General features: G+C 72.9%; 12 protein-coding genes. 3 read left to right on the top strand and 9 right to left on the bottom strand.

What is annotated here, in order from left to right:
• Window positions 1-9: 9 nt before the first annotated feature.
• Complete coding sequence (locus tag ACZ6ZN_RS16165) at window positions 10-621, bottom strand: M48 metallopeptidase family protein (RefSeq protein WP_451876116.1); 612 nt, start codon at window positions 619-621, stop codon at window positions 10-12.
• A gap of 275 nt (window positions 622-896) precedes the next feature.
• Between ACZ6ZN_RS16165 and ACZ6ZN_RS16160 the strand changes: the two genes are divergently transcribed.
• Together ACZ6ZN_RS16160 and ACZ6ZN_RS16155 are read left to right on the top strand one after the other, a co-directional pair.
• A complete protein-coding gene (locus ACZ6ZN_RS16160; protein WP_469646645.1) occupies window positions 897-2,111 on the top strand; it encodes a ThiF family adenylyltransferase in 1,215 nt (404 codons plus the stop codon).
• Window positions 2,104-3,474, top strand: coding sequence for an ABC1 kinase family protein (locus tag ACZ6ZN_RS16155; protein WP_469646643.1), 1,371 nt, complete (start codon window positions 2,104-2,106; stop codon window positions 3,472-3,474). The genes ACZ6ZN_RS16160 and ACZ6ZN_RS16155 overlap by 8 nt, the downstream gene beginning before the upstream one ends.
• A gap of 27 nt (window positions 3,475-3,501) precedes the next feature.
• On the opposite strand, the gene ACZ6ZN_RS16150 is transcribed toward ACZ6ZN_RS16155, so the two are convergent.
• The 5 genes from ACZ6ZN_RS16150 to ACZ6ZN_RS16130 form a co-directional block, all read right to left on the bottom strand.
• Window positions 3,502-3,729, bottom strand: coding sequence for a hypothetical protein (locus tag ACZ6ZN_RS16150; RefSeq protein ID WP_469646642.1), 228 nt, complete (start codon window positions 3,727-3,729; stop codon window positions 3,502-3,504).
• A gap of 155 nt (window positions 3,730-3,884) precedes the next feature.
• A complete protein-coding gene (locus ACZ6ZN_RS16145) occupies window positions 3,885-4,208 on the bottom strand; it encodes a hypothetical protein (protein WP_376332539.1) in 324 nt (107 codons plus the stop codon).
• Entirely contained in the window at window positions 4,205-4,573 is a 369-nt protein-coding gene (locus ACZ6ZN_RS16140) for a WhiB family transcriptional regulator (protein WP_037766327.1), read from the bottom strand. Before ACZ6ZN_RS16140 ends, ACZ6ZN_RS16145 begins: the two co-directional genes overlap by 4 nt.
• 173 nt (window positions 4,574-4,746) lie before the next feature.
• Entirely contained in the window at window positions 4,747-5,073 is a 327-nt protein-coding gene (locus tag ACZ6ZN_RS16135; protein WP_469646639.1) for a hypothetical protein, read from the bottom strand.
• A gap of 164 nt (window positions 5,074-5,237) precedes the next feature.
• Complete coding sequence (locus tag ACZ6ZN_RS16130) at window positions 5,238-7,490, bottom strand: ATP-dependent DNA helicase UvrD2 (protein ID WP_469646636.1); 2,253 nt, start codon at window positions 7,488-7,490, stop codon at window positions 5,238-5,240.
• A gap of 202 nt (window positions 7,491-7,692) precedes the next feature.
• On the opposite strand from ACZ6ZN_RS16130, the gene ACZ6ZN_RS16125 reads away from it, so the two are divergent.
• Window positions 7,693-7,935: a mycoredoxin gene (locus ACZ6ZN_RS16125; RefSeq protein WP_333936850.1), complete on the top strand. Its 243-nt coding sequence runs from the start codon at window positions 7,693-7,695 to the stop codon at window positions 7,933-7,935.
• A gap of 79 nt (window positions 7,936-8,014) precedes the next feature.
• Here ACZ6ZN_RS16125 and nudC read toward each other — a convergent pair whose 3' ends face one another.
• From nudC to ACZ6ZN_RS16110, 3 genes are all read right to left on the bottom strand, one after another.
• On the bottom strand, window positions 8,015-8,959 hold the full coding sequence (nudC, locus tag ACZ6ZN_RS16120) for an NAD(+) diphosphatase (protein ID WP_451876111.1): 945 nt from the start codon (window positions 8,957-8,959) through the stop codon (window positions 8,015-8,017).
• Window positions 8,960-9,114: 155 nt separating this feature from the next.
• Window positions 9,115-10,518, bottom strand: a complete 1,404-nt coding sequence (locus ACZ6ZN_RS16115) for a dipeptidase (protein WP_469646633.1) — start codon at window positions 10,516-10,518, stop codon at window positions 9,115-9,117.
• Window positions 10,519-10,528: 10 nt separating this feature from the next.
• Window positions 10,529-14,134: an ATP-dependent DNA helicase gene (locus tag ACZ6ZN_RS16110; protein ID WP_469646631.1), complete on the bottom strand. Its 3,606-nt coding sequence runs from the start codon at window positions 14,132-14,134 to the stop codon at window positions 10,529-10,531.
• Window positions 14,135-14,223: the final 89 nt, after the last annotated feature.

Here is a 14,223-nt window from a genome sequence, read left to right as displayed (position 1 = left end):
GGTGAGCGGTCACTCACCCGCGGGGGGCTCGCCCCGCGCGCCCGGCACGTGGGGCAGGCGCCCGGCGGCGACCACGCCTTCGAGGTAGCCCCGCGCGCGTTCGGTGCGCGGGTAGGCCTCCAGCAGTGCCCAGAAGCGTGGGCCGTGCCCGGGGACGAGGAGATGGGCGAGCTCGTGGAGGAGGACGTAGTCGACGACGTACTCGGGCATTCCCTGCAGGCGGTGCGACAGGCGGATGCTGCCCTCGGCCGGGGTGCAGGATCCCCAACGGGTGTTCTGGTTGGTCACCCAGCGCACCGTCGCGGGCCGGGCCCGCCCCCCGAAGTACTGCTCCGACAGGCGCCGGGCCCGCTCGGCCAGCTCGGCGTCGCCGAGGGCCCGTTTGCTTTCCTGGGCCGCCAGTTTGGCGAGCATGACGTCGACCCAGCGCTGCTCCTCCGCCTCGGACATCCGGGCAGGGATGAGGACCACGGTGCGATCGCCCTCGCGGTACGCGGAGACCGTTCTGCGGCGGCGGGTGCTCCGGCGGACCTCGATCGCGCTCGCCCCGGAGCCGCTCGGCGGCTGGCTCGTCGTACTGCGCTGTGGGTTTCCGGCGCGGTGCAGTGGGTCGGCGGGCACGCCCCGACCGTACCCGCTGGGCGAGGGGAAGTCCCGGCTCCGGAAGGCTTCCGTGCCCGCACCGTCATCGGCCGCCGGATTTGTACGACGATTCCCCGCCCCTGTGGACAACTCTCGGCGGCGGATCACCGGTGCGGGCATTCTGGATCGCGTCGGCGAGCATCGCGGCATTGCTTCGGTGAGCACCGCGACATCGCTTTGGCGAGCCTCGCGGCATTGCTTCGGGTGGGCACCGCGACGTGAACGGGAACGATCTATGGCATACGGGGGTTGTCATGCATCCGGTGGTGAAGCCTGCGCTCCGGCGCGGCTGGCGTGATCTGAAGACCGTGCAGTTCGGGATGGCGCCGGCGCACGCGATGACACTCGGTCCGCTGGACCAGGCGTCCGGCTACTTCCTCGACCTGCTGAACGGCACCCGGGGCATGGAGCTGCTGCGTGAGGAGGGCCACCGGATGGACTTCCCCGACGGCCACGTCGACCGGCTCGTGCGTGGCCTCGCCGAGGCCGGGCTGCTCGACGACGCCCGGGGCGGCGGGCCGGAGGCCGACGCCCTGCGGCAGAACAAGGAGGTCCTCGACCGTCTGCGGCCGGATCTGGCGACCCTCTCCCTGACGACGTCCCGCCCCGGCGAGGCGATGGGCCGGCTGGCCGCCCGGCGTACGCAGCGGGTGCAGGTGCGGGGCGCGGGCCGGGTGGGCGCCGTGCTCGCCTCGCTGCTCGCGGGAGCGGGCGTGGGCGAGGTCGAGGTGCTCGACGGGGGCTGTGTGGAGCCCTGGGATGTCGCCCCGGGTGGTCTGCCCGCGGATGCCGTCGGGGATCGCAGGGACGCGGCGGCTCGCCGTGCCGTGCGACGGGCCGCTCCGGACCGTCCCTCGCGCCGTCCGGCGGCGGGGCCCGCTCCGGCGGAGCCGGACCCGGGCTTCTCACTGGTCGTCCTCGCTCCTCGTGACGACGTCGCCGTGCACGCGCCGGATCCTGCCGCCGCCGAGCCGTTCATGGCGTCCGGGACGCCGCATCTGTACGCCGGTGTCGTCGAGGGGACCGGGGTGGTCGGCCCGTTCGTCCTGCCCGGGGAGACCGGCTGCGCGGGGTGCCTGCAGCACAGCCGCACCGACCGGGACCCGACGTGGCCCCGTCTCGTCGCCCAGTGGCGTTCGGGCCGGCAGCCGCAGGGGCGGGCCTGCGATCTGGCGCTGGCCACCACCGTGGCCGGGCTGGCGGCCGCGCACGCGCTGGCGTTCCTGGACGGCCGGCTCCCGTCGCGCGCCGGGGCTCGCTGGGAGGTCTCCGTTCCCGAGCTGCACTGGCATGCGCGGCTCGTCTACCCGCATGCTGCATGTCCGTGCGGGGCCGCGGCGAGAGAAATCGAGGAGCACCCTTCGGAGGACGGGGAGCCGCACGAGACAATGGCTGTGCAACGGCCGCCGACGCAGTGCCGTGAGGCAGCGGCGGAGCGGCCGGCTGGGACTTGGAGGGCGCATGTCTGATCTTCCCCGGAAGGCGGTCACCCGGACCGCCAAGCTCGCCGCGCTCCCGCTCGGCTTCGCCGGGCGGGCGACCTGGGGGTTCGGCAAGCGGATCGTCGGCGAGTCCGCCGAGCTGGTCGGCCGTGAGCTCCAGCAGCGCACCGCGGAGCAGCTGTTCAAGGTGCTGGGCGAGCTCAAGGGCGGGGCGATGAAGTTCGGGCAGGCGCTGTCCGTCTTCGAGTCGGCCCTGCCGGAGGAGGTGGCCGGGCCCTACCGGGCGGCCCTGACCAAGCTGCAGGAAGCCGCGCCGCCGATGCCGACGCGCACCGTGCACACGGTGCTGCGCGAGCGGCTCGGGGAGGACTGGCAGGAGATGTTCCTGGAGTTCGAGGACAAGCCGGCCGCGGCCGCCTCGATCGGCCAGGTGCACCGGGCGGTGTGGCACGACGGCCGTGAGGTCGCGGTCAAGGTGCAGTACCCGGGCGCAGGCGAGGCCCTGCTGTCCGACCTGAACCAGCTGAGCCGCTTCTCCCGCCTGCTCGGCCCGCTGATCCCCGGCATGGACATCAAGCCCCTGATCACCGAGCTGAAGGACCGGGTCTCGGAGGAGCTGGACTACGGGCTGGAGGCGCAGGCCCAGAGCGCCCACGCCGACGAGTTCGCGGACGACCCGGACGTTCTCGTGCCGCAGGTGGTGCATCAGTCCGAACAGGTCCTGATCACGGAGTGGATCGACGGCATCCCGCTGTCGGAGATCATTTCGGACGGCACCCAGGAACAGCGCGACCGTGCCGGTCAGCTCCTGGCCCGCTTCCTGTTCTCCGGCCCCGCCCGCACCGGCCTGCTGCACGCCGACCCGCACCCGGGCAACTTCCGCCTGCTGCCTGGCGGCCCCGGAGGTGAGGACGACTGGCGCCTGGGCGTGCTCGACTTCGGCACGGTCGACCGGCTGCCCGGCGGGCTGCCCGTCACCATCGGGGAGTGCCTGCGGCTGACCCTCGACGGGGAGGCGGAGACGGTCTACGAGCTGCTGTGCGCGGAAGGGTTCGTCAAGGAGACGATCGAGCTGGAGGCCGACGCGGTCCTCGACTACCTGCTGCCGATCATCGAACCGGCCCAGGTGGACGCGTTCACCTTTACCCGCGGCTGGATGCGCAGCCAGGCGGCCCGGGTCGCCGACCCCCGCTCGCCCGCCTACCAGCTCGGCAAGCGGCTCAACCTGCCCCCTGCCTACCTGCTGATCCACCGGGTGACGTTGAGCACCATCGGCGTGCTGTGCCAGCTCGGGGCGACGGTGCGGCTGCGTGAGGAACTGGAGGAGTGGCTGCCGGGTTTCCTCCCGGAGGATCCGGCGGACGGTGCGGAGTCCGTCGCCCAGGCGTGATCGCGCGGCCGGCCGGAGCCGGGGGCTTCACCACCAGTCGGAGTCCAGCCGCCCCTCGATCGACCTGAGGTTCTCCCGGGAGCAGATGTCGCAGTAGTAGCGGCCGGCGCCGTGCTCGACGGAGAACGTCCAGGTCGGCGGCGGACCCGGTGCCCCGGCGTCCGCTGTCGCACCGCAGCGGGCGCACACCGGCCGCGGAGTCTTCGCGGCGTCACCGTCACCGTCGGCTCCGGGAGGATTCGTCGCACTCGCCACGCGCCGACGATACGCCGAAGCACCGGACGCGGACACCGGGGCGGCGCACGGCCAGTAGCCGGGAACGCCGCGGGGGCCGGTCCATGGGTACGGACCGGCCCCCGCGGGAGAGCCCGGCCTCCTGATCGGGAGGCCCGTGCTTCAGATCTGGACGGTCACTGCATGACGGCCATGGCGAGCGCCCGGCGGGCACGCCGCGAGGCTCGCTCCGCCCTGCGCTGCATCCGGCGGGCGGTCACCAGGCGCACGGCCCGGCGTTCCTGCTCCGCCTCGTGCAAGCGCTCGTGCATATGCGCACGCGCCAGGGCTTCTGGGATGAGTTGCATCTCTCGGGTCCTGTTCTGACGCGAGTCCTTCGCGCCGGTGGTGGTGAAATCGCGGGTCGCGGAGCCTGCGGGCTCGTCGGTGGACGGCTTCATCGGGGCCTGCTTCTGGGGGTCGTGCGTGAGGGGGCGGTCGATCGTTCCTGCGGTGTTCATGCGGTGACCGGGTTCTTGCGCGGGCGGCCACGCGGCCGCTTCCGGGCGACGACGACACCCTGGACGAACAGCTCGCCACCCCAGACGCCCCAGGGCTCACGCCGCTCCTTGGCGCCGGCGAGGCAGGCCTCGACCAGCGGGCAGGTACGGCAGAGGGACTTGGCGTACTCGACGTCCGCGGGCGACTCGGCGAAGAAGACCTCCGGGTCGTAGGAGCGGCACGGGACGGGTACGCCGAGGTTCTCGATGGCGTCGTCGAGCGCGGTGAGCGCGGTGAGCGGGGTCAAGGCGGAGTCCTCCGTGGAGCCGGGCTTGGGGATCGTGTCGGAAGGCGGTACGGACGGTGCGTGCGCTTCGAGTTGCACGGTTCGTCTTCCTCGTCTGGTCGTTCCGGCCTGTTGGCCGGGGGCGGCTGGTACCGGGTTCATTTCTTGTCCCGAGGCTCCTTCGGTCTGTCGTCCCTGGTCGGGGACAAACAGAAGGGCCGCGGATCCCGGATGGGGTTCCGCGGCCCTGAAGGCGCCGGCCTGATCTTCGATCAGGCTGGATCACTCCAGGGTTCTGGCCCACGGAAGGCCCACATCTGGTGGTGCTGCGTCGTCTGCTTCCGGAATCCGGCACCGGTCGCCGTAAAGGCATAGGCCTGGGCCTGTGCCACTACTGCTGCTTCCAGTGCCTTGGTCGGTCGCTCATTGCGCTCGCGGACAGGAAGGGCCGCGGGGGCAACGGAGGAGGCAGCCGGCAGGACGGCACGAATGCCGGACAGACCGGTGCCCAGGTTCGAGACGCCGAGCATGCACGTGGAGACGGCCGAGCGATCGGTCATTTTCACGGTGCTGGAGAAGTTGGTGTTGATGCTGATCACTGGACTCGCCTCCTCTCGGCGTCTCGGGGGACTGGACGGACCAGTCCTGCGGATATGCAAGTACAACACGGAGTCAGGGCCTTCGAGAAGGCCGCTGCTCTCGTGCCTAAGAACCTATGGGGATTGCCGGGGCATGCGCAAACTATTTTTTCGACGAGTTCGTGTCAGTCCTCGCCGGTGTCCGAGGAGCCGTACTGGCCTGCGCAGATGGCCAGCACATCGGCCCCGTAGCGGTTGAGCTTGCGCTGGCCGACGCCCGGGATGCGGGCCAGCTCGTGGGCGTCGTCCGGGGCGGTCTCCGCGATCGCCATCAGGGTGCGGTCGGTGAAGACGCAAAAAGCGGGCTGACCACTGGTGCGCGCCTGGTCCGCGCGCCACTCCCGCAGCCGCTCGTAGAGGCCCTCGTTCATGTCGGAGGGACAGCCGTCGCAGCGCATCAGCTTCATCTCGCCGGCGTCGGTCAGGGTGCGGCCGCAGACCCGGCAGCGCGCCGGGACGCGACGCGTCCGTCTCGGGGCGGAGCCCCTGGTTCCGGGGATGCCGCGCTCGATTCCGCCCGCTCCGCCTGCGGGGGAGCGCCCGGTGGTGGCCGTGGAACCGGGGCGCAGTCCCTCCAGGAAACGGCTCGGGCGGCGACCCGGCCGGCCCCCGGGGGAGCGGGAGAGCGACCAGGAAACATGGAGGCGCTCCCGTGCCCGGGTGACGCCGACGTAGAGCAGGCGGCGCTCCTCCTCGATCTGCTCGTCGGTCTTGGCGTAGGTGATCGGCATCATGCCCTCGGCCACGCCGACCAGGAAGACCACGTCCCACTCCAGTCCCTTGGCGGAGTGCAGCGAGGCCAGGGTGACGCCCTGCACCGTGGGGGCGTGCTGGGCGTTGGCGCGTTCGTCGAGCTCGGCGACGAGGTCGGCCAGGGTGGCGCCGGGCCGGGCGGCGGCGAAGTCGTGGGCGAGGTTCACCAGGGCGGCCAGCGACTCCCAGCGTTCGCGCACGGCGCCGGAACCGGCCGGCGGTTGCGGGGTCCAACCCTCGCCCGACAGCACCGCGCGCACCTGGGAGGGCAGGTCCACGGCGTCGTCCAGCAGGGAGTCGTTGCCGCCGAAGCGGGCCGCGCCGCGCAGGGCGACGCCGGCCTTGCGCACCTCCGGGCGGTCGAAGAACCGCTCGGCTCCGCGCAGCTGATAGGGCACTCCGGCGTCGGCGAGCGCCTGCTCGTAGGTCTCGGACTGCGCGTTCGTGCGGAACAGGATGGCGATCTCGGCGGCCGGGACGCCCGAGTCGACGAGTTCGCGGATGCGGCGGGCGGCGCCTTCGGCCTCGGCGGGCTCGTCGGTGTACTCGGTGTAGACGGGCTCGGGGCCGGGGCCTCGCTGCGAGACGAGTTCGAGCCGGTGGTCGGCGGCCCGGCCCCGGGCCTGGGCGAGCAGGCCGTTGGCGAGGTGGACGACCTGCGGCGTGGAGCGGTAGTCGCGGACCAGCTTGACGACAGTCGCCCCGGGGTGGCGGGTGCGGAAGTCCAGCAGGTGATCGGGGGTCGCCCCGGTGAAGGAGTAGATGGTCTGGCTGGCGTCGCCGACCACGCAGAGGCTGTCGCGGTCGCCCAGCCACAGTTCGAGCAGGCGCTGCTGGAGGGGGCTGACGTCCTGGTACTCGTCGACGACGAAGTGCTGGTACTGGGCGCGGACCTGTTCGGCGATGTCGTTCCGGTCCTGCAGGACGGCCACGGTCAGCAGCAGGACGTCCTCGAAGTCGATGACGGAGCGCTCGCGCTTGACGTCCTCGTAGGCCGCGTAGAGCTGGGCGATCTCCGCCGGGTCGCGGGGCGTCTCACGGCCGGCCTTGGCGGCGGCGGGCGCGTAGTCGGCGGGGACGGTCTGGGTGACCTTTGACCATTCGATCTCGGCGGTGACGTCCCGCAGCTCGCCCCGGTCGAGGCGGATGCGGCAGGCGGCGGCCGCGTCGGCGACGAGCTGGATCTTGCGGTCGACGAGCCGCGGCATGGAGCCGCCGACTGCCTTCGGCCAGAAGTACTGGAGCTGGCGCAGGGCCGCGGAGTGGAACGTGCGTGCCTGGACGCCCTCGGCGCCGAGCTGGCGCAGCCGGCCGCGCATCTCCCCCGCGGCGCGGTTGGTGAAGGTGACGGCGAGCACGCTGGAGGGGTGCAGGATGCCCGCGCGCACGCCGTAGGCGATGCGGTGGGTGATGGCCCGGGTCTTGCCCGTGCCCGCGCCCGCCAGGACGCACACCGGACCGTGCAGGGCGGTGGCCACCTCGCGCTGCTCGGGGTCCAGCCCTTCGAGCACCGCGTCGGCCGAGTCCGGTACCCGCGGGAAGAGGGGGGAGTGCGTTGCTGCTGTCACACGGCCATGCTGCCAGGTCGTGGGAGACGGCTGTGCCGGTTGTCCACAGGCACGCACCGATAGTCGTACTGATGCGGCAGGCGTCACAGCGGCTGGTGTGAGGGGCCCTGTGCATGACCGGTGCGGTGGGTGTCACAGTCGTCGGCGGCCTGGGAGCCGGTGGAAGCGGAGGCGGCGGGGCAGCGGGAATGGTGGAGGTTTCACATACGTTCCCTCCACTGCGAACCCGTCCCCGAGTCACCGAAGGAGCACGAGCGACATGCCGGGCACTGTGACGATGTACAGCACCACGTGGTGCGGCTACTGCCGCCGGCTGAAGAGCCAGATGGACCGCGAGGGCATCGCGTACGACGAGATCAACATCGAGCAGGACCCGGAGTCCGCCGCGTTCGTGGAGAAGGCGAACGGCGGGAACCAGACGGTGCCCACCGTACTGTTCCCCGACGGCTCCACGCTGACCAACCCTTCGCTGGCCCAGGTGAAGCAGAAGATCGGCGCCTGACGGCCCGGTTGTACGAGAAGGCGGCTCCTGACAGGCTCAGGAGCCGCCTTCTCGTTGTGTACCGGGTCCCGCGTCCTGGTCAGGCGACCGTCCTCGTCGGGAGCGGCTTGCCGTACCAGAGCTCGATCAGCCGGGCCGCGATCGAGATGCCGTACGGCGGGAGGACCTCGCCGGACTCGAAGGCGGCGCGCAGTTCGTCGCGGGAGAACCAGCGGGCCTCGTGGATCTCGTCGCCGTCCACGTCGATCTCCGTGGAGGTGGCGCGGGCCAGGAAGCCCAGCATGAGGCTGGACGGGAAGGGCCAGGGCTGGCTGGCGACGTACTCGACAGGGCCGACCGTGATGCCGACCTCCTCCTGGACCTCGCGGCGCACCGACTGCTCGATCGACTCACCGGGCTCGACGAAGCCGGCGAGCGTGGAGAAGCGACCCTCGGGCCAGTGCACCTGGCGTCCGAGCAGGATGCGGTCGTCCTCGTCGGTCACGGCCATGATCACGGCCGGGTCGGTGCGCGGGTAGTGCTCGGCGCCGCAGGCCGGGCAGCGGCGGATGTGGCCGGCCGCCGCGATGACGGTGCGCTCGCCGCAGCGGGAGCAGAAGCGGTGGGTGCGCTGCCAGTTCTCCAGGCCCACGGCGTGCACCATCAGGCCGATGTCCCGGGCCGACAGCAGCAGGCCCGCCTCGCGCAGACCCGCCGCGCGCGCCGACTGGTCCATGCGCCCGGGCAGGGCGTCCTTCTGCAGCGCGAAGTAGCTGACGCCCTCCTCGTCGATGCCGAGGAAGTAGCGGTGCGCCTCGGTGAGGGGAGCCTCGAAGGAGGGGGTCATGACGAGTTCGGTGCGCCCGTCCGCCGTCTCGTCGATGAGGACCTGGCCGCCGGAGACCACGAAGCAGCGCGTGGTGGGGTGACTCCACGCCGCCGCGAGCCAGGCCTCGTCGAGCCGGTGGTGGGCGGCCCGGTCGATGCCGCTCGGGGCGGTGAGCGAGATGGGACGGTCGGCGTTGTGGTCGGTCCAGGTGGTCACGGGTGCTTCCAACTCCCCCGGTGGAACGGTTGGTTCGGCGGACTGATCGGCGGGCGGTACGGCGGGAGGCGACCGGGTGCGGCGGACTCGGGCGGTGTGGGGCGGCTCTTCCAGTGTGCCCCGCGCGCGTGGCCGGTCCGGACGGCGCGGAGGACTCAGGGGGCGTGGCTCCAGTGTTCGGCGAGGTCACCCCACAGGTAGGCGGTGGTCTCGACGCCCTTGAGGAGCAGGTCGAGCTCGACCTTCTCGTTCGGGGCGTGCCAGCCGTCGGACGGGACGGAGATGCCCAGGAACAGCACCGGTGCGCCGAGGACGTCCTGGAGGTCGGCGGCCGGGCCGGAGCCCCCCTCGCGGGTGAAGCGGACCGGCTTGCCGAAGGCCCGGCCCATGGCGCGCACGACCGACTGCAGGGCCGGGTGGTCCAGCGGCGTCAGGCACGGGCGCGTGGCCCCGCTGAACGTGATCTCGCTGCGGATCCCGTCGGGCACCTGCTGTCCGGCCCACGCGCGGACGGCCTTCTCGACGTGGCCGGGGTCCATGCCCGCCACCAGGCGGAAGGACAGCTTCACCATGGCGGAGGACGGAATGATCGTCTTGCTGCCGGGGCCCTGGTAACCGCCCCCGATGCCGTTCACCTCGGCGGTGGGGCGGGCCCAGACCCGCTCCAGGGTGCTGTAACCCGCCTCTCCGTGCGCCGCGTACGACTTGGCCCCGCGCAGCCACCGCTCTTCGTCGAAGGGCAGCTCCGCGAAGAGCTCACGCTCGCGGTCGGTCAGTTCGATCACGCCGTCGTAGAAGCCGGGGATCGCCACGCGCCCGTGCTCGTCGTGCAGGGCGGCGACCAGGCGGGCGGCGGCCGTCGCGGGGTTCGGCACGGCGCCGCCGAAGGAGCCGGAGTGGATGTCCTGGTCCGGGCCGTGCAGCCGTATCTCGCACTCGGCGAGGCCGCGCATGCCCGTGCACACCGTGGGGGTGTCCTCGGACCACATGCCCGTGTCGGAGACGATGACCGCGTCGGCGGCGAGCCGCTCCGCGTGCTGTTCGACGAGCGCCCGGAAGTGCGGCGAGCCGGACTCCTCCTCGCCCTCGACGAGCAGCTTGAGGTGCACGGCCGGCGAGGTGCGCCCGGTGGCGGCCAGGTGGGCGCGCACACCGAGGGTGTGGAAGAACACCTGGCCCTTGTCGTCGGCCGCCCCGCGCGCGTGGAGGCGGTCGCCGCGCACGACCGGCTCGAACGGCTCCGTGTCCCAGCCGTCCCTCCGGGCGGCGGGCTGTACGTCGTGGTGGCCGTAGACCAGGACCGTGGGCGCCTGCGGGTCGTCGCAGGGCCACTCGGCGTAGACGGCGGGGGCGCCCGGGGTCGGCCAGACCTCGGCCGTCGGGAAGCCGGTCTCGCGGAGCTTGGCGGCGAGCCAGTCGGCGCTGCGTCGTACGTCGGGCGCGTGGTCGGGCTGGGCCGACACCGACGGGATGCGCAGCCACTCGGCGAGGTCGTCGAGGAAGGCGGCGCGGTGCTGCTCGATGTACGTACGGACGACGCTGTCCGGGGTCTGGCTCATGGTCACGAGCCTATCGGCCCTCAGCGGCGTCGTCGGAGTGCGGTTCCTCACCGGGCTGCCCTCCCGGGGACTCGTCCAGAAGCAGCCGCTCCAGCTCCGCCCGGCCGGGCAGGTGCCGGGGTCGGACGACCTCTCCGCTGCGCACGTAGAGGAACGCCGCCGTGACCCTCTCCGGGGGGACGCCCTGCTGCTCGGCCCAGGCGAGGCGGTAGACGGCCAGCTGAAGCGGGTCGGCGGTGCGCGAGCGGCTGGTCTTCCAGTCGACGATCTCGTACGTCGCGCCTCGTCCGTCGCCCTCCTTGTAGACGGCGTCGATCCGGCCCCGGACGACCCGGCCGGCGATCGCCAGCTGGAAGGGTGCCTCGACCCGGTAGGGCGTGCGGCGTGCGTACGCACTGCGCTCGAAGGCCTCCTTGAGCGCTTCCAGGTCCCGTTCGTCGGCGATCTCGGCGTCGCCGCCGGGCAGTTCCTCGGGCTCCAGCATCGGGAGCGTGAGTTCCTCGAAGCGGGACTCGACCCAGGCGTGGAAGCGGGTGCCGCGGCGGGCGGCGGGCCGGGGCGGGCGCGGCATGGGGCGGGCCAGCTCCTGGGCGAAGCCGTCCGGGTCGGCGGCCAGGTGCATCAGCTGGGAGGCCGTGAGCGACGCCGGGAGGGGGACCTCGGTGACGCTGTCGCGGGCGCGCAGCAGCTCGCCCGTGAGGGCGTCGAGGTCGCGGTCCCAGGAGGCGACGGTGCGGGCCTCCTCCGGGGTGAGACGGGGTTCGTCCCGGAAGGGCGCGGGGTCGGCCGGGGCGGCCTGGCGGGGGACGGTGGGGCGGTGCCCGGGCCTCGCACCGGCGCCGGGCGCGGCCGGCTCCGCGAAGGGGTCGCGCTCGTCCGAGGGGCGAGGTTCGTCGGACGGGCCGAGCTCGTCGGACGGGCCGGGGACGTCGAAGACGCCGGGCTCGTCGAACGGGCTGGGGCCCTCGAGGGAGCCGGGTTCTTCGAACGGGCCGGGGTCGTCGAAGGGGTCCGGCTCGTCGTACGGGGGCTCGTCGTCCTCGGGTGGCGGGGGCCACTCCGGGTCGTCGAGTACGCCTGTGGCGTGCACCGCGGTGTGGGTGTCCTCGTGCGCAGCGAGGCGCTCGAGGTGGGTCAGGACGGTCTCGGCGGCCGCTCGGCGGCGGGCGAGGGCCGCGTCGTCCAGGGGCAGGGGCCACACCTGGTCGGCCGCGGCCCGGTGCAGGGCCGGGTTCTCCTCGTCCTCGGGGGGCTCCTCCGCCCAGGCCTCGATCTCGCCGTGTCCCGCTGCGCAGTGCTCGTAGAGGGCCTGGAGGAACGCGGAGGGGCCGCGGCGCTTCTTCTGGGTCGGGCCCCACCAGTGGCCGGAGCCCAGCAGGAGGGAGCGGGGACGGGTGAAGGTGACGTAGCCGAGGCGAAGTTCCTCGATGTGCTGGTGGTCCTTCATCGCCTCGTGGAAGGCCTTCAGGCCCCGGGCGTCCCACGAGGTGACGTCGGGCAGGGTGTCGGCGTCACCGCGCAGCTCGTGCGGCAGGACCTTGCCCTGGGAGGTCCACTTCTCACGGCCCTGGCTGCTGGGGAAGGTTCCGGTGACCAGCCCCGGGACGACCACGACATCCCACTCCAGGCCCTTGGACTTGTGCGCGGTGAGCACCTTCACGGTGTTCTCCCCGCCGGGCAGGGCGTTGTCCAGGCCCTTCTCGTACTGGGCGGCGGTGCGCAGGAAGCCGAGGAAGGCGAGCAGGGTCGCCTCGTTGTCACCGGCGGCGAACGAGGCGGCGACGTCGAGGAAGTTCGACAGGGTCTCGCGGCGGCGGGCGGCCAGGGCGTGCGGGGACGCCGACAGCTCCACCTCCAGTCCCGTGACGGCGAGCACGCGGTGCAGGACGTCCATCAGCGGATCGGACAGGGAGCGGCGCAGCTCGCGCAGCTCGGTGGCCAGCCGGGCGAAGCGCACGCGCGCGTCGGGCGAGAACGGCAGCCCGTCGTCGTCCCCACGGCCGTCCAGCGGTGTCTCCAGGAACGTGTCGAGGGCGTCGGCGAGGGAGATCACCTCCGACGGGTCGGTGCCCTCGACCGCCTCGGCGAGCCGGCGGTCCGGGTCGTCGTCCTCCTCCACGCGTGCGTGGGCCACGAGCAGCCTGGCGCGCCGCCCGAGGAGGGCGAGGTCGCGTGGTCCGATGCGCCAGCGGGGGCCGGTCAGGAGACGGACCAGGGAGGCGTTGGCGCCGGGGTCCTGCAGGACCTCGCAGACGGCCACGAGGTCGGCGATCTCCGGCAGGTGCAGCAGTCCGGACAGGCCGACCACCTCGACCGGGACGTCCCGCGCGACCAGCGCGCCCTGGATCTCGGCGAAGTCGGTGGCCGTGCGGCACAGGACGGCGATCTCGCCGGGCGGCGTCCCCGTCCGTACCAGGTGGGCGACGGAGTCGGCGGCCCAGTCGAGTTCCTCCGCGTGGGTGCGCAGCAGGGCGCAGCGCACCGAGCCGTCGCGCTCGGCGCCCGGGGCCGGGCGGAGCGCCTCCACGCCCGCGTGCAGGGCGCGCAGCGGCTCCGCGAGGCCATTGGCGAGGTCGAGGAGGCGGCCGCCGCTGCGGCGGTTCTCGCTGAGCGCCTGCCGGGTCGCGGGGCGGCCGTCGGCGTGGGCGAAGTGCTCGGGGAAGTCGTCGAGGTTCGCCACGGAGGCCCCGCGCCAGCCGTAGATCGCCTGGCAGGGGTCGCCGACGGCGGTGACGGGGTGACCGGTGCCTTCGCCGAACAGGCCCGCCAGCAGGACGCGCTGGGCGACCGAGGTGTCCTGGTACTCGTCGAGCAGGACCACCCGGAACTCGTCACGCAGCAGGCGTCCGACCTCGGGGACCTTCGCCAGACGGGCCGACAGGGCGATCTGGTCGCCGAAGTCGAGCAGGTCCCGCTCGCCCTTGGCGGCTCGGTAGCGGGTGACCAGTTCGGCGAGTTCGCGGCGGGCGGCGGCCGCCTCGGGCACCTTGCGCAGGTCGGCGTTGCTGAGCTTGGCGCCGCGCAGGGTCAGCAGCAGCTCGGCGTCGTACGCGCGCAGCGCCGCCGGGCGTACGAGGTGCTCGGCGAGTTCGGCGTCGAGGGCGAGGAGGTCGCCCACGAGGTCCGGGAAGGACCGGGTCAGCGCCGGGTAGGGCCCGGGTGACTCGCGCAGCACGCGCGCGGCGAGCTGGAAGCGGGTGGCGTCGGCGAGCAGGCGGGAGGTGGGCTCCAGGCCGATGCGCAGGCCGTGGTCGGTCAGCAGCCGGCCCGCGAAGGCGTGGTAGGTGGAGATCACCGGCTCGCCGGGCGGGTTGTCCGGGTCGATGGCGTCCGGGTCGGTGACGCCGGCCCGGACCAGCGCCTTGCGGACCCGCTCGGCGAGTTCGGCGGCGGCCTTGTTGGTGAAGGTGAGTCCGAGCACCTGCTCGGGGGCGACCTGGCCGGTGCCGACCAGCCACACCACGCGCGCCGCCATCACCGTCGTCTTGCCCGAGCCGGCCCCGGCCACGATCACCTGCGGGGCGGGCGGCGCGGTGATGCAGGCCGTCTGCTCCGGGGTGAACGGGATGCCGAGGAGCTCTTTGAGCTGTTCGGGGTCGGTGATACGGGCGGGCACGTCGAAGAGGCTAGCGGCGGCCAGTGACAGCGGTGACCGGATCGCCTGCCGTGACGACGGAAAGCGCAGGTCGGCACGGGTGGTGCGAT

The organism is Streptomyces sp. NPDC053665, from assembly GCF_055585285.1.
Note: the sequence above shows the minus strand (reverse complement) of the source record. Positions and strands in the feature narration are given on the sequence as shown.

What these genes read in the sequence shown, in the direction of transcription:
- ACZ6ZN_RS16160 (WP_469646645.1), top strand. Translation starts at nt 897, where the DNA reads ATGCATCCGGTGGTGAAGCCTGCGCTCCGGCGCGGCTGGCGTGATCTG.
- ACZ6ZN_RS16155 (WP_469646643.1), top strand. Translation starts at nt 2,104, where the DNA reads ATGTCTGATCTTCCCCGGAAGGCGGTCACCCGGACCGCCAAGCTCGCC.
- ACZ6ZN_RS16145 (WP_376332539.1), bottom strand. Translation starts at nt 4,208, where the DNA reads ATGAACACCGCAGGAACGATCGACCGCCCCCTCACGCACGACCCCCAG.
- ACZ6ZN_RS16125 (WP_333936850.1), top strand. Translation starts at nt 7,693, where the DNA reads ATGCCGGGCACTGTGACGATGTACAGCACCACGTGGTGCGGCTACTGC.
- ACZ6ZN_RS16115 (WP_469646633.1), bottom strand. Translation starts at nt 10,518, where the DNA reads ATGAGCCAGACCCCGGACAGCGTCGTCCGTACGTACATCGAGCAGCAC.